Here is a 20,820-nt window from a genome sequence, read left to right as displayed (position 1 = left end):
GAGGGCGAACTTGCACCACTCGTGGTCACGCTTGCGCCACTCGGTGCACCCGGCGCCGTGAAGACTCCACGCGCAGCCTGTGGATAGCCGGTCGTCGAGTAAACAGAACTGACGCATCCTGCCGCCATGGAGCCGTTCAGGCATGGCGAGGCTGATACCCACGGAGTGACACCGAAGCAGCTGCGCTCGGGACAGTTCGCGCATCCGGTTGACGGTGTGGCGATGAGCGTCGAGGACGCCGGCGACCTATGGAAGCGTTGCCGGGCGGTCGCGCTGGGACTCGGGCCGACTGATGTCTTCACCCATCTCACGAGCGCCCGACTGCGCGGATGGTGGCTGACGCGCCTGGAACATGAGCTCCTCATTGCCTGCAGCGACGGGGATGCGGCGCATCTGGAACGTCGCGGTGTGTACGTGCGCCGATGCCGGATCCCGGCGGCTCATCGCGTGCTGTTCCGCGGTCTGCCGGTGGCGTCGCCGGAGTGGACGATCCTCGAACTCGCCGAACACCTGTCGTTCGTGGACCTCGTCATCGCGATCGACAGCGCGCTGCGCCTCGGCCACACCACGCCCGAACGGATCATCGCCGCAATGGTGCCGGGTCGTCGCGGCGTACGGAATCTGAGACGTGCTCTGGCGTTCACCGATCGGCGCAGCGAGTCGGCGATGGAGTCCCTTCTTCGGCTGTCCTACGTGCTCGCGGGTGTCCCCGTCGATGTGCATTCGGAGCTGCGCGATGACATCGGGGAGATCGTCTGGAGCCTCGATCTGCGCATCCGCGGAACGCGCTACGCGCCGGAGTACGACGGCGGTGACCACCGAACCCCCGAAATGCATCGTCGCGACCTGCGGCGCGACAGGCTTCTCCACCGGTGGGGGATCGAGCGGTGGGGATACACGCTCGACGACATCGTCCATCGTCTCGATGAGGTGCTGGCCGATGCCGAGCGGGTATTGGGCTGGACGGCGGGACGGGCCAATGTGGCACTTGCCCGCGACGAGATCAGGCGCAGCGTCGCCCACCCGGCCGGTCGGCGTGCCTTGTCCCGACGTCTGCAGCGATTCGTGCGCGATGCGCCGCCACGTTCGCGACGTGCTGGGTGACATCCGCGCGATCGTCGCTGACATCGAGTGGTGCAATTCTGCCCGCGAGTGGTGCAAATTCGCCCTCATAACGTCGAAGTGAGGGCGAATTTGCACCACTCGCGGGGCCGGGGAGCGGAGGGCTGGCTGTCCCCGCTACCCATCTTGTGAAGATTGTCACAAAGCCTTGTGAAAAATGGAACATGACCCCTTCGCGGGCGTACTCTGAGGCAGTCGGCACAGGGTCGTGCCGACTGTGGCGAAAGGACGATGGCGATGGAGGCACTGGACCTCGCGCGCTGGCAATTCGGTATCACCACGGTGTACCACTTCTTCTTCGTACCGATGACCATCTCGCTGGCCTTCCTCGTGGCCATCATGCAGACGGCCTGGCGTCGGACCGGGGACGAGAAGTGGCTCCGGCTCACCCGGTTCTTCGGCAAGCTCTTCCTCATCAACTTCGCGATGGGCATCGTCACCGGCATCGTGCAGGAGTTCCAGTTCGGCATGAACTGGTCGTCCTATTCGAGGTTCGTGGGCGATATCTTCGGCGCTCCCCTAGCGATCGAGGGGCTCCTCGCGTTCTTCCTCGAGTCGACCTTCCTCGGCCTGTGGATCTTCGGCTGGGACCGGCTCAAGCCGAGCCTGCACCTCGCGTGCATCTGGATCGCCGCCATCGGCACGGCCGTGAGTGCCTATTTCATCCTCGCGGCCAATTCGTTCATGCAGAACCCGGTCGGCTACACCTACAACGCCGAACGCGGCCGCGCCGAGCTCGAGAGCTTCGCCGACGTGCTCACGAACAAGGTCGTCCTGATCACCCTGCCGCACACGCTCTTCGCCGCGTTCATGGTCGGCGGCGGGTTCGTGGCGGGTGTCGCCTTCTGGAAGCTCGTCCGAAAGCCGGGTGAGGACGCCAGCGCCTACCGCAGCGGCGTCAAGCTCGGAGCGATCGCCCTCCTGATCGCCGGCCTCGGCACCATGGTCACCGGCGATATCCAGGGCAAGGTCATGACCGAGGTGCAGCCGATGAAGATGGCCGCGGCCGAGGGCCTCTACGAGGATGCTCAACCCGCGCCCTTCTCCCTCCTGACCATCGGGACCCTCGACGGCAGCGAGCCGATCTTCCAGCTGGAGATCCCGCACCTGCTGTCCTATCTCGGCACCGGATCCTTCGACGGTGAGGTGCGCGGCATCGACTCCCTCAACGAGGAATATCGCGAAACCTACAGCGAGACCGGTCTGGAGGACTTCTCGCCGAATATCCCGGTCACGTACTGGAGCTTCCGCATGATGATCACCGCCGGCGGACTGGCGATGATCGGCGGTGCCTGGCTGCTCTGGTCTATCCGGGGCGGGCGTACGCCCCAGGTCGGTACGCGCCGCACCAAGCTGCTGCTGTTCACGGCGGTCATGATGCCGCTGCTGCCGATCGCGGCCAACTCCTTCGGCTGGATCTTCACCGAGATGGGACGCCAGCCGTGGGTCGTCTTCGGCCTGATGCCCACGGCCACGGGAGTCTCGCCCTCGGTCTCCGCCGCGCAGGTCTGGACGTCCATGATCGGCTTCACCCTGCTGTACGGCATCCTCGCGGTCATCGAGGTCAAGCTGCTCTTGCGCTTCATCGGCAAGGGGCTGCCCGATGCCAACCCGCCCGCCGAAGAACCCGATGACGACCCCAACGCCCCGTTGGCGTTCGCGTACTGAGCGAGGACGGACTCATGGAACTCACCACACTCTGGTTCATCTTCATCGCCTTCCTATTCGTCGGCTACTTCGTGCTCGAGGGATTCGACTTCGGGGTCGGCATGCTCGTCGGCATCTTCGCCAAGAACGACAAGGAACGCCGGGTCCTCATCAACACGATCGGTCCCGTCTGGGACGGCAACGAGGTCTGGCTGATCGTCGCCGGCGGTGCGATGTTCGCCGCCTTCCCCGAGTGGTATGCGACGTTGTTCAGCGGGTTCTACCTGCCCCTGTTCCTCATCTTGATCGCCTTGATCGTGCGGGGTGTCGCCTTCGAGTACCGCGGCACGCGTGACGAGCAGCAGTGGAAGGACCGCTGGGACTGGATGATCATCGTCGGGTCCTTCGTGCCCGCCCTGCTGTGGGGAGTGGCCTTCGCCAATATCGTCCGCGGTGTCCCCATCGACGCCGGTGGCGAGTACGTAGGAGGCTTCTTCAACCTCCTCAATCCCTATGCACTACTCGGTGGCCTGGTCACGTTGTCGGTCTTCCTGGTCCACGGCGCGCTGTTCGTGGCCCTCAAGACCTCGGGCGATATCCGCGAACGCGCCCATGTGTTCGCTCAGCGCTGTGGACTGGTGGCCGGTGCCCTGGCCGTCGCCTTCATCGTCTGGACCGGGCTCTCACATGGGGACGCGATCGTCTGGGCGATCGGCCTCCTCGGCGCCGCCGCCTTCGTGGCGGCGATGCTCGCCTCCTTCGCCCAGCGCGACGGCTGGGCCTTCACCGGGACCTTCGTCGCGATCGGTCTGGTCGTGACGATGCTCTTCGTGGCGCTGTTCCCCGAGGTCATGCCGTCCACGGTCGATCCGGCGTACGGGCTGACGGTCGAAGGCGCCGCGTCGACTCCGTACACCCTGAAGATCATGACGTGGTCGGCCGTGATCTTCCTGCCGATCGTGATCGGGTACCAGATCTGGTCCTACTGGGTCTTCCGCAAGCGCATCAGCACCGAGAACATCCCCGCCGATGCCCACTAGACCGCTCGATCCGCGCCTGGTGCGGCGGTCCGCGACGGTCCGTCGGCACCTGATGTGGAGCGTGGTCCTCGGCACCGCGACCGCGGTGCTCGTCATCGCCGTCTCGTGGATGGTGGCCGGGGTCGTGGCGCGCCGTTTCGAGGGGCAGGCACTCGTCGCGTTGCCGCTCGGCATCGCCGCGGCCTTCGTGCTGCGCGCGGTCGTCGCGTGGCTCCATTCGGTGGTGGCCGAACGCGCCTCGGTACGGGTCAAAGCCGAACTGCGGTCGGAGGTCGTCGACGACCTGCTCGATCCCCGCCGTCTCGGGCCCCGCCCGGAGAGCTCGCGGGTGATCGCGCTGCTCGGCCCCGGTATGGATGCCTTCGACGGCTACATCGGCCGCTTCCTGCCGCAACTCGCCCTCGCCGCGATCGTCCCCGCCGCGGTGATCGTGGTCATCGCCTGGGTCGATCTGCTGTCCGCGGTCATCATCATCGTGACGCTGCCATTGATCGGGGTGTTCATGGCGCTGGTCGGACTGCTGACCCGTGACAAGGTCCAACGTCGATGGGCCGCGATGGAACGGCTGGGGCGCCACTTCGCGGATGTGCTGGACGGGCTCGTCGTGCTCAAGATCTTCGGACGCCCCCAGGAGAAGGGCCTGCGTGAGACCGGCGATCGGCATCGTCAGGAGTCCATGCGCGCCCTCCGGCTCGCCTTCCTCTCCTCCCTCGTGCTGGAGCTGTTCTCTACCATCTCGGTGGCACTGGTGGCGGTGAGCGTCGGGCTTCGTGTCGTCGAGGGGAATATGGAGCTCAGGCCCGCGATGATCGTCCTGCTGCTGGCCCCCGAGGCCTATCTGCCCGTGCGCCGCGTCGGGACCCTCTTCCATGATTCGACAGAGGGCGCGGAAGCCACCATGGAGATCCTCGACCTGCTCGATCATGAGCGACACGAAGGTACCGAGCCCGCCCCGCCGGGTGCGGTGGATCTGACGGTCGAGAACCTGCGGGTCGACTACGGGGACCGAGGACGTCCCGCCCTGCAGGTCGACCGGTTCACGGTGGCTCCCGGTGAGTTCGTCGCCGTCACCGGACCATCCGGGGGCGGCAAGTCGACGCTATTGGCGGTCCTGCTCGGCATGGTCCAGCCGGACACGGGGACGGTGCGGGTGGGGGACGCGGACCTCGCCGATCTCGATATCACCACCTGGCGTGAGCGGATCGCCTGGGTACCGCAGGTTCCGGGCCTGATCGACGGCACGGTGCGTGACAATGTGATGCTCGGATGTGCCGGCGTGGAGGATGCGGTCGTCGAAGGCGTTCTCCGCGACGTGGGCCTGCCGCTGGCCTTGGATCGTCCCGTCCGCGAGGATGCTTCGGATCTCTCGGCGGGGGAGCGCCGCCGCCTCGGCGTGGCCCGCGCGCTGCTGCGGGTGCGGGAGACAGGCGCGTGGCTGGTCCTCCTGGACGAGCCGACTGCCGGTCTCGATGCCGAGCACGAGGCGGCCGTCATCGCGACGATCCGCGAGTTGGGAGTCACCGTGCTCACCGTCGCTCACCGCCCGGAGACCATCGCGGCTGCTGACCGCATCGTCGCCATCGCTCCGGCCTGGACCGAGATGTGCTCCCTGTCCGTCAACCAGGGAAGCTCCCGGTCAACGAATGGGGAGCACATCTCGGTCCAGGGGGAGGTCATATGAGCAGGGAGGGACGCGACGGGAAGCGAGCACGGCGGCTCGGTCTCGGCGTGCTGATGGGCGTGCTCGCCCAACTCTCGGCGATCGGACTGCTGTTGGCCGCCGCATGGCTCATCGTCCGAGCGGCCCAGCAGCCCCCGGTGCTCTACCTCATGGTGGCGATCGTCTCGGTGCGTGCTTTCGGCATCGCGCGCGCCGTCTTCCGCTACGTCGAGCGATTGTTGACCCATGACGTCGCTCTGCGCGACGCCACGGCCGACCGGGTCGGCGTCTACCGGCAGCTGAACCGCATCGCCCCTGCGGGACTGACCGGACAACGGCGCGGCGACGTGGTCAGCCGAGTCGTGACGGATGTGCAGACCCGCCAGGACCGCCTGTTGCGCATCCGGTTGCCGTGGTGGACCGGGTTGCTCGCCGCCGCGGTGGTCGTCGGCGTGGTGGCCGCACTCGATCTCCGCTCCGGTCTCGTGGTCGCAGCTGGCGTGGCCCTGAGCGCGGTATCGATCCGGGCGACGGTCGCTCGGATCACCGCCCGTCGCGACGGCCGCCTCGCCGCCGCGGCGCGAGGGCGGCTGGCCGCCGACATGTCGCAGGTCGTGCTCGCGGGCCCAGATCTCGTGGCATACGGGGCAGGTGACCGTTTCCGCCGGGAGACGGGCCGGTCGATCGACGAGCTCGCCGCCGCACAACGGCGGGGTGCGGGGGCGGTGGGACTCGCCTCGGCCATCGTGCTGGCAGTGACCGGCGCGGCCGTGGCGCTCGTGGCCGCCTGGTCGGCCGGGGCGCCGGTCGTGGTCATCGGTGTCCTGGTGCTCGCGCCGATCGCCCTGTCGGAGCCGCTGGAGGCATGGGGCGATGCCGAGCGGCATCGGCCGTCCGTCGCCGACGCCGATGCGCGAGTCGCCGCACTCGCGGATCTGCCCGCGCCCGTCGTCGATCCGGACCAGCCCGCGGCCCTGCCGACCGGCTGGTCCTTGCGCCTCCGCGGTGTCGCGGTCGGCTGGGACACGACACTCGTGGACGGCCTGGACCTGGACCTCGAGCAGGGTGATGTCGTCGCGGTCACCGGCCCCAGCGGTATCGGCAAGTCGACCCTCGCGTACACCCTGCTGAGACTCATCGAACCGCGCGGCGGAAGCGTCCTGCTGGGCGGTGTCGACATCCGCGATCTCGCCTCCGACGAGGTCCGGTCCCGGATCGGGTATCTCGGCCAGGACGAGATCATCTTCGACACCACCATCCGCGAGAATCTCCGAATCGCCGATCCCGATGTGGACGAGGAGGGCGCTCTCGCGGCACTCGACCGGGCGGGTCTCGGCGATTTCGTGCGATCACTGCCACGTGGCCTCGATACGCCGGTGGGAGAGCACGGAAGCAGGTTGTCCGGTGGCGAGCGACAGCGTCTGGCGCTCGCCCGCCTGATGCTGGGAGAGCATCGGATCGTGGTGGTCGACGAGCCGACCGAGCATCTGGACGCCCCGACCGCGCGTGCGCTGATGGACGATCTGCTGAGCCTCGCGCCCGAGCGCAGCGTCATCGTCATCTCCCACGCCCCCGAGGTGCTGGAGCGGATTGACCGCGTGGTGCAGCTCGGCGCCGCACCCGTCCGGCTCTGACCCTCTCGCGGAGTGACACCACTCCGCGAGAGGGGAGGGTCCCGTGGCGCGGACCGGCGGCGGGGTGTCAGGCACGGGCACCGCCATCTCCTAGGGTGGATGCCGTGACCACCGAACTGCTCATCATCCTGCTCATCGCGGTCGTCGTCGTGGCCGGTGCCGGCATCGGACTGCTGGTATCGCGCAAGAACCGTGGCCTGCCGTCGCCCCGTGACCTCGACCAGATCACCGAGCGCACCATCGACCATCCGGAGGAGCCCGAGCCCGGTCCGGTCGACGACGGACTGCTCGAGGACGACTTCGTCGAGCTGGACGAGCCGGCAGCCGTCGGGACGGGCACGCCCACCGCCGAGGTCCCCGTCGAGGATCCTGCGGCTCCCTCCGTCGAGGTGCCCGAGCCTCCTCGGGGCAGGATGGTGCGGCTGCGGGCCCGGCTGGCGCGCTCGCAGAGCAGCCTGGGCAAGGGCCTCCTGAGCCTGCTCGGTGGCGGCAAGCTCAGCGAAGACGACTGGGAGGAGATCGAGGACACCCTGCTCGCGGCCGATGTCGGCGTCGGCCCCACGACCGAGCTCGTCGAGAATCTCCGGGCACGGCTGTCGGCCGAGGGAGTGTCCGATGCCGACCGCGCGCGCACCATCTTGCGCGAGGAGCTCATCGGCCTGGTCGGGCCGTCGCTGGACCGCACGCTGCACTCGACCGGGGACGACGGGGCATCAGGAGTCGTCCTCGTGGTCGGCGTCAACGGGACCGGCAAGACCACGACAGTCGGCCGCCTCGCACGCGTATTGGTGGCTGAGGGCAAGTCGGTCCTGCTCGGCGCGGCGGACACCTTCCGTGCGGCTGCCGCCGATCAGCTGGAGACCTGGGGCGAGCGGGTCGGCGTCCCGACGGTCCGCGGTCCCGAGGGGGGCGATCCGGCGAGTGTCGGCTTCGACGCCGTCAAGCGAGGCATCACCGAGGGCACCGATGTCGTCCTGATCGACACTGCCGGCCGCCTGCACACGAAGGCGGGGCTCATGGACGAGCTGGGCAAGGTCAAGCGCGTGGTCGAGAAGCAGGCACCCGTCACCGAGGTGCTGCTCGTCATCGACGCCACGACCGGTCAGAACGGCCTGACCCAGGCGCGGGTGTTCTCCGAGGTGGTCGACGTCACCGGCGTGGTGCTCACCAAGCTGGACGGCACCGCGAAGGGCGGCATCGTCATCGCGGTGCAGCGCGAGCTCGGCGTGCCCGTCAAGTTCGTGGGACTGGGTGAGGGCGCTGACGACCTCGCCCCCTTCGACGCCGAGGAGTTCGTCGACGCGCTGCTCGCCTGAGCTCGCACACGACACGTCGATGTAACACAGGCGGAGATGTCGATACGTGGCCGCAACATCCACGTGGCGGACGCGAAACGACCGACGACCACCGTAGGACCACGGGCGCGATCCTCGCGTCCGTGGTTCTCGTTGGAGGTCTCATGGATACCGGCTACGCCGCGTACGCCGCCTGGATTCTCGCATCGGCATCGCTCGTGCTGCTGATGACGCCGGGATTGGCGCTCTTCTACGGAGGGATGACCCGCGCGAAGTCCGTGCTGAACATGATCATGATGTCGTTCGGTGCGCTCGCCCTCATCCCCGCCGTCTTTGTCCTCTGGGGATGGTCGACGGCGTACGGTTCGGGCGTTCTCGGACTGTTCGGCAATCCTTTCGATCTGTTCGGTCTGCAGGGGGTGGCGGCGACCGACTACGTGAGCATCGCCTTCCAGGTCACCTTCGCGATCATCACCGCGGCCCTCATCAGCGGTGCCATCGCCGACCGGGTGAAGTTCTCGGCGTGGTTGCTGTTCCTGCCGCTGTGGGTGACGCTCTCCTACTTCCCGCTGGCCCATCAGGTCTGGGGAGGCGGTTTCCTGTCCGATGCCGCCAGCGGTCTGGCAGCCAAGCTGTACGGCCTCGTCGACGGCGTCGCGGCCGTAGCACCCGTGGACTACGCCGGCGGAACGGTCGTCCACATCAACGCCGGCGTCGCCGGGCTCGTCCTGGTCCTGCTGATCGGGGCGCGCCGCGGGTTCGGCCGCGAGCCGATGCGTCCGCACAATCTGCCGTTGACGATGCTCGGCGCCGGGCTGCTGTGGTTCGGCTGGTTCGGCTTCAATGTCGGCTCCTATGTCCCGGACGCGGAGAGCTTCGACCTGGAGGGCTTCGTCAGTGAGACCGGTCTGGTGTGGGTCAACACCACGGCGGCGGCCTCCGCGGCGATCCTCGGCTGGATCCTGGTGGAGAAGATCCGCGACGGGAAGGCCACCAGCCTCGGCGCTGCCTCGGGTGTCGTCGCCGGTCTGGTCGCGATCACGCCGGCATGCGGTGCGCTGAGCCCGATCGGCTCGCTGATCCTCGGTGTCGTGGCAGGCGCGTTGTGTGCCTTGGCCGTGGGCCTGAAGTACCGCTTCGGCTACGACGACTCTCTCGATGTCGTCGGCGTCCACCTCGTCGGTGGTCTGGTCGGCACCGTGGGCATCGGCTTCCTGGCGACCGCCGGCGGGTTGTTCTACGGTGACGGTGTCCGGTTGCTCGTCGTCCAGGCCCTCATCGCGCTCTACGCCATGCTCTGGTCCGGTGTCGCCACGCTCATCGTCGGCCTGATCGTCAAGGCGATCCTGGGATGGCGCATCGACGAGGAAGAGGAAGTCTCGGGAATCGACTTCGCCGAGCATGGAGAGTCCGCATACGATCTGGCCAGTACCGGCGGATCCACCCTCACGACAGGAGCCTGAGCCATGAAGCTCGTGACCGCAGTCATCAAACCGCACAAGTGGGAGGAAGTCCGTGAGGCCCTCGCCGCGGCCGGAGTAGCGGGTATGACCGTGACCGAGGCCAGCGGGTACGGCCAGCAGAAGGGCCACACCGAGGTCTACCGGGGAGCCGAGTACGACGTCTCGCTGGTGCCCAAGATCCGTGTGGAGATCGTCATCGACGATCTGGAAGCCGAGACGGTCGTCTCGACCATCGCGCAAGCCGCGCAGACCGGGAAGATCGGCGATGGCAAGGTCTGGGTGGTGCCTGTCGACTCCGTCGTGCGGGTCCGCACAGGTGAGACGGACGAGGCAGCGCTCTGAGCGTTGATCCCCCAGCACACCTCGCGCGGGCGCGGCGTGAGCGGTCCGATGAGGCCGACCGCCTCCTGACGAGGGTCTTCGGCGAGGCCACCGGGATGAGTTCTCCCGGGGGCCTCGCCCTCGTCGCGGTCGGCGGTTACGGGCGGCGTGAGCTGTCGCCCTATAGCGATCTCGACGTCGTTCTGCTGCACGATGTGGCGTGGGATGAGGCCGAGGTCGCCCGGATTGCGCAGGAGGTCTGGTATTCCCTGTGGGATCGGCGCGTCACCCTGGACCATGCGGTCCGATCGGTCGACGAGACCGTTCGCACGGCCAGTGAGGACTATCGCGCGGCGATGGGCATGCTCGATGCGCGCTGCGTCGTCGGCGATCTCGCGGTCGTCGCGTCCGCGCGGGCTCGTGTGCTCGGCGACTGGCGGCGCGAGGCCTGTCGACGGATCGGGGAGGTCAGGACGGCCCGGAACGAGCGCATCGAGCGATTCGGGTGGCTCGCCCATGCTGCCGTGCCCGATCTCAAGGAGTCCGGTGGCGGTCTGCGCGACTCGGTGACGCTGCGCGCGCTGCTGGCGACCTGGCTCGTCGACCTCCCGCGCGACGAGGCCGAGTCGTTGCGCGAGCAGTTGCTGGACGTCCGCGACACGCTGCACGAGGTCGCGGGCCGACGCAGCGACCGGTTGCTGCCCGAGCTCGTTCCCGAGATCGCCGAGCGGTGGTCGCTTGATCCGGTCGACTTGGACGTGCGGGTGCGCGATGTCGGGCGTCGGATCGCCCATCTCGCCTCCGTCACCTGGCGCCGCATGGATGCGACGGTCAGCCGCGACCCGCACCGCCGCGTCGGTGCGCGAGGACCGGATATCGAACCGGCCGCGCCTGGAGTCGGCATCTTGGCTGGTGAGGTCGTGGTGACACGGTGGGCGGAACCCGCGAGCGATCCGGAGCTGTTGCTGCGCTTCGCCGCCACGGCGGCGCGGCGGTCGCTGCCGATGAATCCGGCATCCATCGCTCGTCTCGTGCGGGAGCTGGGGGACTGGCCGCCGGCATGGCCCGGCTCCACTCGCCGGTGGATGGTCGAGTTGCTGGGCGCTGGACCGGGGCTGGTCGAGGTCTGGGAGGAGCTCGACATCGCCGGGCTCATCGAGCCGCTGCTGCCGGAGTGGCGCGATATCCGGTTGCGAGGATCGTCCTCGCCGGTCCACCGGTTCACCATCGACCGGCACAGCATCGAGACCTGTGCACAGACGACACGAGGCAGCCGCGAGGTAGCCCGCCCGGACCTCTTGGTCGTCGCCGCCCTGCTCCACGACATCGGCAAAGGCCGCGACGGAGACCACAGCCAGGTGGGTGCGCCGATGGCCGAGGCGATCGCGATGCGGTGGGGATTCAGTACCGCCGAGAGCGCGACGATCGCGCGTCTCGTGCGCTGGCATCTGCTGTTGCCCACGGTGGCCACCCGACGCGACATCGAGGACCCGCAGACGGCCGCGAATGTCGCGGAGATCGTGCGGACGTCGTCCTTCCTCGATCTGCTCGCCGCGTTGACCGTCGGTGACGCGCTCGCCACGAGCGACCAGGCGTGGAGCCGGTGGCGGCGCGGACTGGTGGAGGGACTGGTGGGCAAGGTCCGCGCGGTGCTCGCCGGATCTCCCGATGACGACCTCGTCTCGGCGGGCTGGCCGTCGGGTACGCCACTGCCCGATCTGTCGGAGGTGGGGCCGGCCACGCTCACGGTCACGACCGAGAACCATCACGACGGCTCACTCGTCCTCGTCGTCTGCGGAGATCGGACGGGCTTGCTGGGCGATCTCGCCGGTGCCATGTCAGTGGCCGGTCTCTCGATCCGCTCGGTGCGCGTGGCCACGGATGCCGATGGTGCGGCCACCTTGTGGGAGGTGTCGCGGCCCGATCTCGACGCCCAGGTCCTGCGCGAGAGGCTCCGCGCGGTGGTGGACGGCTCGGTCAATCTCGATCGGCGGCTCGCCTTCGATCCCGGCGACACGATGCCGAGGGTCACCGTCCTCGAGGCGATGGAGCAGACCGCGACCCTGCTGGAGGTCCGAGCGGCGGACCGTCGGGCCCTGCTGTGGATGGTCTGCCGCACGATCACTGGGGCGGGTTATGCGATCCGATCGGCACACACGGACACCTACGGCGACGAAGCACGCGATGTCTTCTATGTCGTCGATCAGTCGGGGGAACCGCTGACACCCGAGGACGCCGATTCGTTGCGAAGGCGTGTCTTCGAGGCGCTCGGCGGGGGGCGGTGAGTGGTCCCGCGCCGGGCTCACCCCTCTGCGTGAGGGCCCACCGCCCGCTGTCGGCGCCCGGGACCCAGCCGAGCCCGGCATACCGGCGGCGGCGGGTTCGGTGGCTCGGATACCCTGAAGCCCTATGTTCGATTCGCTCCAAGACCGGCTGCAGTCGGCCTTCAAGACGCTCCGCGGCAAGGGCAAGCTGTCCGAGGCCGATATCGATCAGGTCGCCCGGGAGATCCGGGTCGCGTTGCTGGACGCCGATGTGGCGGTGCCTGTCGTGCGCACCTTCATCGGCAACGTCAAGGAGCGGGCGCGTGGCGCCGAGGTCAGCCAGGCGCTGAACCCCGCGCAGCAGGTCATCAAGATCGTCAACGAGGAACTCGTCTCGATCCTCGGTGGTGAGACCCGCCGGCTGCAGTTCGCCAAGAACCCGCCGACCGTCATCATGCTCGCGGGCCTGCAGGGCGCCGGCAAGACCACCCTCGCCGGCAAGCTCGGCCGCTGGCTCAAGGAGCAGGGCAATTCGCCCATGCTCGTCGCGGCCGATCTCCAGCGTCCCAATGCCGTCAATCAGCTGCAGGTCGTCGGTGGGCAGGCCGGTGTCACGGTCTTCGCCCCCGAGCCCGGCAATGGCATCGGTGATCCGGTCCGGGTGGCACGCGATGCGATCACCGAGGCCAAGCGCACGCTGCACGATGTCGTGATCGTCGACACCGCCGGACGCCTGGGCATCGATGCCGAGCTGATGAAGCAGGCGTCGGACATCCGCGATGCCGTCGATCCCGATGAAGTGCTCTTCGTCATCGACGCGATGATCGGCCAAGACGCCGTCACCACCGCCGAGGCCTTCGCCGAGGGCGTGGACTTCACCGGTGTCGTGCTGTCCAAACTCGACGGCGATGCTCGAGGCGGTGCGGCGCTCTCGATCCGCTCCATCACCGGCCGTCCGATCATGTTCGCCTCGACGGGCGAGAAGCTCGACGACTTCGATGTCTTCCATCCCGACCGGATGGCCTCGCGCATCCTGGACATGGGCGATGTCCTCACCCTCATCGAACAGGCCGAGAAGGCCTTCGATGCCGACCAGGCGCAGGCCGCCGCCGAGAAGGTCGCCGGCGGCACCTTCACCCTCGAGGACTTCCTGCAGCAGATGGAAGCCCTCGCCAAGATGGGCTCGATGACCAAGCTGTTGGGCATGATGCCCGGCATGGGCCAGTTCAAGGACCAGCTGGCGAACTTCGACGAGCGCGACATGGACAAGATCAAGGCGATCATCCGATCGATGACGCCGGCTGAGCGCGAGAATCCCAAGATCATCGACGGTTCCCGCCGAGCCCGTATCTCCAAGGGATCCGGTACCCAGGTCAGCGATGTCAATCAGCTCGTGACCCGTTTCTTCGAGGCCAGCAAGATGATGCAGAAGATGGCCAAGGGTGGCGCTATGCCGGGTATGCCTGGTATGGGAGGGATGCCCGGGATGCCGGGCGTCAGCAAGCGCGCCGGGGCCAAGCAGAAGCCACAGGGCAAGAAGGCCAAGAAGGGCAAGAAGGTGTCCGGCAATCCCGCGAAGCGGGCGGCTGCGGTCGAGCAGTCCAAGGAGCCGGCCAACGGCGCCGGAGCCTTCGGCTTCCCGCAGGGAGGCGCTGACGACTTCGAACTGCCTAAGGAGCTGCGGGACCTGCTGTGATGGCAACCCGGAACCGCGTCTTCATCAGTCTTGCGGTCGTGGTCGCGGCGGTCGCTGCGATCGTCGGCATCGCGATCTGGGCGCAGGGCCCGTCCGAACCCCACGGAGATGCGCCGGCCGACGCGTCGATCGTCGCGGACGACACCCGCTTCCTCGACCGACCCGATGACGCATCGGTCACGGTGGTGGAGTTCATCGACTTCGAGTGCGAGGTGTGCCGCGCCTTCTACCCGTACGTGGAGCAGTTGCGGGAGGACTACGCGGGTCGCATCGAGTTCGCGGTCCGCTACTTCCCGATGCCGGGCCATCCGAATTCGGTGCCGGCAGCGTTGGCGGCGGAGGCGGCGGGGGAGCAGGACCGTTTCGAGGAGATGTACGCGCGGCTCCTGGAGACTCAAGAGGAATGGCACGGCACGAGCGCCGTCGACCAGGCCCCCTATTTCCGCGAGCTGGCCGAGGAGATCGGTCTGGATCTCGACGACTACGACGCCGCGGTCGCCGATGACGCCACAGTGATGCGGATCGCGGCGGATTTCGAGGAGGGGCGTGCCCTCGGGGTCGAAGGCACCCCGACCTTCTTCGTCGACGGCGAGGTGGTCGAGCTGACGGCCTTCGAGGATCTCGAGCGCGCGGTCCTGGCGGCCCTCGAGAACTGATCGTCGCGCTGTGGTGGCGCTTCACCATCTGCGGTCCTAGTGTCGGCACCATGACAGCAGCACCGCTCGTGGTGGTCATGGGCACATCCGGGGTCGGGAAGTCTGCGGTCGGACATGCCGTCGCCGATCTCGTGGGCATCGAGTACGCCGACGGCGATGATTTCCACCCGCCTGCCAATATCGCCAAGATATCCGAGGGAACTGCGCTGACCGACGAGGACCGCTGGCCCTGGCTGGAGGACATCGGGCGCTGGCTGGCAGCACACGATGAAACGGGTGGCGTCACCAGCTGCTCGGCCTTGCGCCGGGCGTACCGGGATGTGCTGACCCGGCACGCCCCACGGACGATCTTCCTGCACCTGGTCGGCGATCACGATCTCATCCGTGAGCGGATGGAGCACCGAGACCATTTCATGCCCGCCTCGCTTCTGCAGTCCCAGGAGGACACCTTGGAGCAACTCGCTCCCGACGAGAATGGAGGAGTCTTCGACATCACGTTGCCGCCGGAGGATATCGCCCGCGCTTTCCTGCGTCGCTATCGCATCCCTGAGAGGTCAGCAAGACCACCGATCTGTTCACCGCCAACCCGGTGACGCCCGCCGCGGGGAGTGTGTAGTTGATCATCGCCGCGTTGATCGGCATCGCCGTCATCGTCGTGCTCATCACCTTTTTCAAGTTCCATCCCTTCCTCGGCCTGATCCTCGGCTCGCTGACGGTGGGAGCGGTGGGCGGTCAGCCGATGGTCGATGTGGTCGAGAGCTTCTCGGGCGGCCTCGGGGATACCGTCGCGAGTGTCGGCACGCTGATCGCCTTAGGCGCGATGTTCGGCAAGCTGCTGGCGGACTCCGGGGGAGCGGATCAGGTGGTGGACACCATCATCGGCTGTTCCAGTGACCGGATGCTGCCGTGGGCGATGGCGGCGATCGGGGCGATCATCGGTCTGCCGATGTTCTTCGAGATCGGCCTGGTGCTGTTGATGCCGGTCATCTTCCTGGTGGCGCGACGCAGTAACAAGTCGCTCATCGCGCTCGGGCTTCCGGCGCTGGCCGGCCTCTCGGCCATGCACCGCTTCGTGCCGCCGCATCCGGGACCGCTCGCGGCTGTGGACGCCCTCGACGCGGATCTGGGACTGACCCTCGGTCTGGGCGTCCTCGCGGCGATCCCGACGATCATCGTCGCCGGTCCGCTGTTCGCGAAGGTAGCTGCCCGGTGGGTCGATGTGACTCCGCCGGAGCTCTTCGACAGCAGCGAGGAGCGGGGCGGAAAGCGTCCGTCCTTCGCGCTCACGCTCGTGACGGTCTTGCTGCCGGTCGTGTTGATGCTCGGCAAGACGCTGGCGGATGTGATCGGGCAGGATGGCCTGCTGAAGTCGGCGCTCGACTTCATCGGCACGCCGTTCATCGCCCTGTTGCTGGCGGTGCTGGTCGCCATGGCGGCCCTGGGGCGTGGTGGTGGTATGTCGTGGAGCGACGGCGGCGGGCATCATGGCACCGATCGCCGGTGATTTGGCCGCCGGGGAGGTCTCCTTGCTGGTGCTGGCGATCGGCGCGGGGTCGGTGTTCTTCTCGCATGTCAACGACGCTGGGTTCTGGCTCGTCAAGGAGTACTTCAAGCTCTCGGTCGGCCAGACGATCAAGTCCTGGTCGATCATGGAGACGGTGCTGTCGGTGACCGGCCTGATCATCGTGGTCGCGCTCGATCTCGTCGTCTAGGGTCGCCAGCGGTGGTGGCGTTTTCCATGGGGTGGTTCCGGGTTTGCGGAATTCGGGGATGCCGTCGTGTGGGTTGATGCGGCATTCGAGGTGTCCGGTGTGGATCTGGCGGTGGTGGGGGTACCTGTCGTTGCCCAGGTCCCTGCCGAGCAGGTCGCCCGTGCTGGCAGCACCCTGAGGGCGAGCGAGGCGGCAGTCGTGGATCACCCGCGCCGCGTACAGGACGAGGGCGTCGAGCCGGTTCTTCACCCGCCCGATCTCACCGCTCACTTGTTGGGCATCGGCCGGAGTCAACCCGGCGCGGACCAGGCACGTCTCGGGGTGGTTGAGAGGTGCGCTACCCACGCAGCCGAGGGGCGCACGGAGGATGTGTTTCTACGGCTGCCAGGACCACCACAGAAGCTCATCGTGTGTTGTGCAGGGCTGCGTCAGTACAAGGTCGGGTGCCGGATCGAGGCCGCCGCTCGATGACGTGCTCGGCGAGTCGCGGAGGCGGCAGGCCATCGGAAAGGGACCGTCGGTGCACCGGCGTAGGCTGACCGGGTGCTGATCGGACTGTTGCGCAGACATCTGCGCCCCTATCGTGGCGCGATTGTCTGGGTCGCGGTCTTCCAGCTGGTGCAGACCCTGGCGACCCTGTACCTGCCGGGACTCAATGCCGACATCATCGATGACGGCGTCGCCGAGGGCGATGTCGGGTACATCTGGCGGGTCGGCGGCCTGATGCTCGCTGTCACCGTCGTGCAGGTCGTCACCAATGTGGTCGCGGTCTACATCGGGTCGAAGGTGGCGATGGGGGTCGGACGCGATCTGCGCGCCGGTGTGTACGACGCCGTCGACGGCTTCGGTGCGCGCGAGATGTCCCAGTTCGGCGCGCCCACCCTCATCACCCGCTCCACGAACGATGTCCAGCAGGTGCAGCTTCTGCTGTTCATGGGCCTCACGATGCTGCTCGTCGCGCCCATCATGGGGATCGGCGGCATGGTGATGGCGCTCCGTCAGGATGTGCAGCTCTCCGGCGTGCTGGTCATCGTCCTGCCGGTGCTCGTCATCACCCTCTCGCTCATCATCCGTCGGATGCGTCCGCTGTTCCGGCTCATGCAGACCCGGATCGACGGGATCAACGGCATCATGCGCGAGCAGATCACCGGCATCCGCGTCATCCGCGCGTTCGTCAAGGAACGCTACGAGACCGAGCGCTTCGGTGACGCCAACACGGCCTACCGCGATGTCGCGATCTCCGCCGGCCGGCTCATGAGCATCTTCTTCCCGCTGCTGATGGGCATCATGAACCTCTCGGTCGTTCTGGCGATCTGGTGGGGAGCTCACCGCATCGAGTCCGGCGACCTGGAGATCGGTGCGCTCACGGCGTTCCAGAACTACCTGATCCAGATCCTGATGTCGGTCATGATGGCCACCTTCATCTTCATGCTGTGGCCCCGCGCCGAGGTCTCCGCCGAGCGCATCACGGAGGTCCTCGATACCGAGCCGGTCATCGATGTGAGTCCCGACGTCCCCGCGGTCGCGATCACCCAGGGCAAGCTCGACCTCGATGACGCCTCGTTCCGCTATCCGGGTGCCGAGCACGACGTGGTCCGGCACGCCTCGGTCGTCGTGCGACCAGGTGAGACCACGGCGATCGTCGGTGGCACGGGCAGCGGCAAGTCGACCGTCCTCGGTCTGATGACCCGGCTCTTCGATGTCACCGATGGTGCCGTCCTCCTCGACGGTCACGACCTTCGCGATCTGCGCCCGGCCGATGTCTGGGCGGTGATGGGCTTGGTGCCTCAGAAGGCGATGCTGTTCAGCGGCACGATCGCCTCGAATCTGCGGTTCGGGCGCGCAGATGCCACTGAAGAGGAGCTGTGGGAGGCGCTCGAGACCGCCCAGGCACGCGATTTCGTGGAGCGCCTGCCCGGTGGTCTCGAGGCGCCGATCAGCCAGGGCGGATCGAATGTCTCCGGTGGCCAACGGCAGCGCCTCGCGATCGCTCGCGCCCTCGTCAAACGTCCGCTCATCTATCTCTTCGATGACTCCTTCTCCGCCCTCGACTTCTCCACGGATGCCGCGCTGCGACGCGCGTTGCGTCCCGTGACCGCCGAGGCGGCGGTGGTGATCGTGGCGCAGCGCATCAGCACCATCCGCGATGCCGACCGGATCATCGTGATGGACCGGGGCAATGTCGTCGGTACAGGCACGCATGCCGAGCTGATGGAGGAGAACGCGGTGTATCGCGAGATCGTTCTGTCCCAGCTGAGCGAGCAGGAGGCGAGCTCATGAGCCATCAGGCTGGGGCGCCGGCCAAGCCAGCCGACTTCCGCGGCACCTTCGGGCGGCTGCTGCGACGCCTGTTCGCCGAGCGCATCGTCGTCTGGGGGATCGTCGCCTTCGGGTTCATCGGCACGGCGCTGTCGGTGGTCGGGCCTCGGATCCTCGGCCATGCGACCGATCTCGTCTTCGACGGCTTCCTCTCCAGTCGGTTCCCTGAGGGCGCCACCAAGGAGGAGGTGGTGGAGCAGCTGCGTCAACAGGGCGACGACCGCCTCGCTCAGCTCATCGGGTCGGTGGATCTGACGCCCGGCCGGGGCATCGACTTCACCGCGCTCGCGTGGGTGCTGCTCGGTGCGGTCGTGCTCTATCTCGTGGCGTCGTTGTTCACCTGGTTCCAGGGAGTGCTCGCCACCACCGCCGTCCAGCGCATGGTGGCCGGGCTCAGGCGTGACGTCGAGGAACAGGTGCATCACGTGCCGCTGTCCTATCTGGACGGCCAGGAGCGCGGCGAGATCCTCTCGCGCACGACCAATGACATCGACAATGTCGCGCAGTCGCTGCAGCAGACGCTCAGCCAGATGCTCACCAGTCTGCTGATGGTCCTCGGCACCCTCGTGATGATGCTGACCATCTCGCCGCTGCTGACCGTCATCGCGGTCGTCACCATCCCGGTGGCCATCGTGCTCACAGGGCAGATCATGAAGCGCTCGCAACCGCAGTTCATCGCCCAGTGGACCCAGACCGGTCGCCTGAACGCGCATGTCGAGGAGACCTTCACCGGGCACGAGGTCGTCAAGGTCTTCGGTCGGCGCGAGCGGGCACGCGAGGAGTTCGATGCCAGCAACGAGGCGCTGTTCGACGCCTCCTTCCGGGCACAGTTCATCTCCGGCGTCATCCAGCCCGTGATGATGTTCGTCTCCAACATCAACTACGTGCTCGTGGCGGTCATCGGTGGCGTGCGGGTGGCATCGGGCACGCTGTCCATCGGATCGGTGCAGGCATTCATCCAGTACTCGCGGCAGTTCACTCAGCCACTGACCCAGGTCGCGGCGATGATCAACCTGCTGCAGTCCGGTCTCGCATCGGCGGAGAGGGCCTTCGCGCTCTTGGACGAGCCACGGGAGCCGGCGGAGGTCGACGCCGGTGAGCTGGTCGAGCCCGTCCACGGGCGCGTGGTCTTCGACGATGTGTCCTTCTCCTACACCGACGAACCCCTCATCGAGCATCTCTCACTCGTCGCGGAGCCGGGCCAGACGATCGCGATCGTCGGTCCGACGGGTGCGGGCAAGACGACGTTGACCAATCTGCTCCTGCGGTTCTACGATCTCGATGCCGGGCGCATCACCCTCGACGGCGTGGACATCGCGGTGCTGCGGCGCGCGCGGCTACGCGACCAGTTCGGCGTGGTGCTGCAGGACACCTGGCTGTTCTCCGGCACCATCGGGGAGAACATCGCCTACGGTGCCGATGGCGCCTCGCCCGCCGATATCGCCCGCGCGGCGGAGGCTGCTCACGTCGACCACTTCGTACGGACCTTGCCCGATGGCTATGAGACGCGTGTCGACGATGACGGCGGGGGAGTCAGCGCCGGGCAGCGTCAGTTGCTGACCATCGCCCGCGCGTTCCTCGCCGATCCGGCGATCCTGATCCTCGACGAAGCCACCAGCTCGGTCGACACTCGCACCGAGTCCCTGGTCCAGGAGGCGATGACCCGATTGAGGAGCGGACGCACGAGCTTCGTCGTCGCGCACCGCCTCTCCACCATCCGCGATGCCGACCACATCGTCGTCATGGAGCAGGGAGCGATCGTCGAGCAGGGCACGCACGACGAGCTCATCGAAGCCGGCGGCGCCTACCAGCGGCTCTACGCCGCCCAGTTCGCCGCCCCGGCGACCTGAGCATCACCCGCCCTGCCGCGGGCGATGAGTGCGCGTGATCACTCACCGCCCGCGGTGCGGGCTTCGCGTCAGGGCATGTTTGGAGCCTCCGTGCTCCTCTGGCACAATGGTGCCTTGCGTCCGGCGCTGTGCGGTCCCTCT

At 67.5% G+C, this 20,820-nt stretch carries 14 protein-coding genes and 1 pseudogene; all 15 read left to right on the top strand.

Annotated features, from left to right (window positions below):
* The first annotated feature begins 165 nt into the window (after nucleotides 1-165).
* Nucleotides 166-1,104, top strand: coding sequence for a hypothetical protein (locus BHE97_RS15175; protein WP_087624866.1), 939 nt, complete (start codon nucleotides 166-168; stop codon nucleotides 1,102-1,104).
* Between the two features lie 255 nt (nucleotides 1,105-1,359).
* On the top strand, nucleotides 1,360-2,790 hold the full coding sequence (locus BHE97_RS15170; protein ID WP_087624865.1) for a cytochrome ubiquinol oxidase subunit I: 1,431 nt from the start codon (nucleotides 1,360-1,362) through the stop codon (nucleotides 2,788-2,790).
* Nucleotides 2,791-2,804: 14 nt separating this feature from the next.
* Complete coding sequence (gene cydB, locus BHE97_RS15165; protein ID WP_087624864.1) at nucleotides 2,805-3,809, top strand: cytochrome d ubiquinol oxidase subunit II; 1,005 nt, start codon at nucleotides 2,805-2,807, stop codon at nucleotides 3,807-3,809.
* Nucleotides 3,799-5,490 (top strand): thiol reductant ABC exporter subunit CydD, encoded by a 1,692-nt coding sequence (gene cydD, locus BHE97_RS15160; protein WP_087624863.1) that lies wholly within the window; start codon nucleotides 3,799-3,801, stop codon nucleotides 5,488-5,490. Before cydB ends, cydD begins: the two co-directional genes overlap by 11 nt.
* Nucleotides 5,487-7,103, top strand: a complete 1,617-nt coding sequence (gene cydC, locus BHE97_RS15155; protein ID WP_087624862.1) for a thiol reductant ABC exporter subunit CydC — start codon at nucleotides 5,487-5,489, stop codon at nucleotides 7,101-7,103. The genes cydD and cydC overlap by 4 nt, the downstream gene beginning before the upstream one ends.
* 104 nt (nucleotides 7,104-7,207) lie before the next feature.
* Nucleotides 7,208-8,419 (top strand): signal recognition particle-docking protein FtsY, encoded by a 1,212-nt coding sequence (gene ftsY, locus BHE97_RS15150; protein ID WP_087624861.1) that lies wholly within the window; start codon nucleotides 7,208-7,210, stop codon nucleotides 8,417-8,419.
* Between the two features lie 143 nt (nucleotides 8,420-8,562).
* Nucleotides 8,563-9,861 (top strand): ammonium transporter, encoded by a 1,299-nt coding sequence (locus BHE97_RS15145; protein WP_087624860.1) that lies wholly within the window; start codon nucleotides 8,563-8,565, stop codon nucleotides 9,859-9,861.
* 3 nt (nucleotides 9,862-9,864) lie between these two features.
* Entirely contained in the window at nucleotides 9,865-10,203 is a 339-nt protein-coding gene (locus BHE97_RS15140; protein ID WP_087624859.1) for a P-II family nitrogen regulator, read from the top strand.
* Nucleotides 10,200-12,467: a [protein-PII] uridylyltransferase gene (locus BHE97_RS15135; RefSeq protein WP_087624858.1), complete on the top strand. Its 2,268-nt coding sequence runs from the start codon at nucleotides 10,200-10,202 to the stop codon at nucleotides 12,465-12,467. The genes BHE97_RS15140 and BHE97_RS15135 overlap by 4 nt, the downstream gene beginning before the upstream one ends.
* Before the next feature lie 124 nt (nucleotides 12,468-12,591).
* Nucleotides 12,592-14,142, top strand: a complete 1,551-nt coding sequence (gene ffh / locus BHE97_RS15130) for a signal recognition particle protein (RefSeq protein ID WP_087624857.1) — start codon at nucleotides 12,592-12,594, stop codon at nucleotides 14,140-14,142.
* On the top strand, nucleotides 14,142-14,798 hold the full coding sequence (locus BHE97_RS15125; RefSeq protein WP_087624856.1) for a thioredoxin domain-containing protein: 657 nt from the start codon (nucleotides 14,142-14,144) through the stop codon (nucleotides 14,796-14,798). The genes ffh and BHE97_RS15125 overlap by 1 nt, the downstream gene beginning before the upstream one ends.
* A gap of 50 nt (nucleotides 14,799-14,848) precedes the next feature.
* The gene (locus BHE97_RS15120; protein ID WP_087624855.1) at nucleotides 14,849-15,391 is read left to right on the top strand and encodes a gluconokinase; all 543 of its coding nucleotides are present in this window, start codon (nucleotides 14,849-14,851) and stop codon (nucleotides 15,389-15,391) included.
* A gap of 23 nt (nucleotides 15,392-15,414) precedes the next feature.
* A pseudogene (locus tag BHE97_RS15115) lies at nucleotides 15,415-16,510 on the top strand (SLC13 family permease).
* A 543-nt stretch (nucleotides 16,511-17,053) separates the two neighbouring features.
* The gene (locus BHE97_RS15105; RefSeq protein WP_087624853.1) at nucleotides 17,054-18,790 is read left to right on the top strand and encodes an ABC transporter ATP-binding protein; all 1,737 of its coding nucleotides are present in this window, start codon (nucleotides 17,054-17,056) and stop codon (nucleotides 18,788-18,790) included.
* Nucleotides 18,787-20,679: an ABC transporter ATP-binding protein gene (locus BHE97_RS15100; RefSeq protein WP_087624852.1), complete on the top strand. Its 1,893-nt coding sequence runs from the start codon at nucleotides 18,787-18,789 to the stop codon at nucleotides 20,677-20,679. The genes BHE97_RS15105 and BHE97_RS15100 overlap by 4 nt, the downstream gene beginning before the upstream one ends.
* The last annotated feature ends 141 nt before the right edge of the window (nucleotides 20,680-20,820 follow it).

Source organism: Aeromicrobium sp. PE09-221 (genome assembly GCF_002174305.1).
GTDB lineage: Bacteria > Actinomycetota > Actinomycetes > Propionibacteriales > Nocardioidaceae > Aeromicrobium.
This window is presented reverse-complemented; position numbering and strand designations above follow the sequence as displayed.

Excerpts from the sequence above, each read along its gene's own strand:
- BHE97_RS15140 (WP_087624859.1), top strand. The coding sequence starts at position 9,865 with ATGAAGCTCGTGACCGCAGTCATCAAACCGCACAAGTGGGAGGAAGTC.
- BHE97_RS15145 (WP_087624860.1), top strand. The coding sequence starts at position 8,563 with ATGGATACCGGCTACGCCGCGTACGCCGCCTGGATTCTCGCATCGGCA.
- BHE97_RS15120 (WP_087624855.1), top strand. The coding sequence starts at position 14,849 with ATGACAGCAGCACCGCTCGTGGTGGTCATGGGCACATCCGGGGTCGGG.
- ffh (WP_087624857.1), top strand. The coding sequence starts at position 12,592 with ATGTTCGATTCGCTCCAAGACCGGCTGCAGTCGGCCTTCAAGACGCTC.
- cydD (WP_087624863.1), top strand. The coding sequence starts at position 3,799 with ATGCCCACTAGACCGCTCGATCCGCGCCTGGTGCGGCGGTCCGCGACG.
- BHE97_RS15125 (WP_087624856.1), top strand. The coding sequence starts at position 14,142 with ATGGCAACCCGGAACCGCGTCTTCATCAGTCTTGCGGTCGTGGTCGCG.
- cydC (WP_087624862.1), top strand. The coding sequence starts at position 5,487 with ATGAGCAGGGAGGGACGCGACGGGAAGCGAGCACGGCGGCTCGGTCTC.
- BHE97_RS15100 (WP_087624852.1), top strand. The coding sequence starts at position 18,787 with ATGAGCCATCAGGCTGGGGCGCCGGCCAAGCCAGCCGACTTCCGCGGC.
- BHE97_RS15170 (WP_087624865.1), top strand. The coding sequence starts at position 1,360 with ATGGAGGCACTGGACCTCGCGCGCTGGCAATTCGGTATCACCACGGTG.
- cydB (WP_087624864.1), top strand. The coding sequence starts at position 2,805 with ATGGAACTCACCACACTCTGGTTCATCTTCATCGCCTTCCTATTCGTC.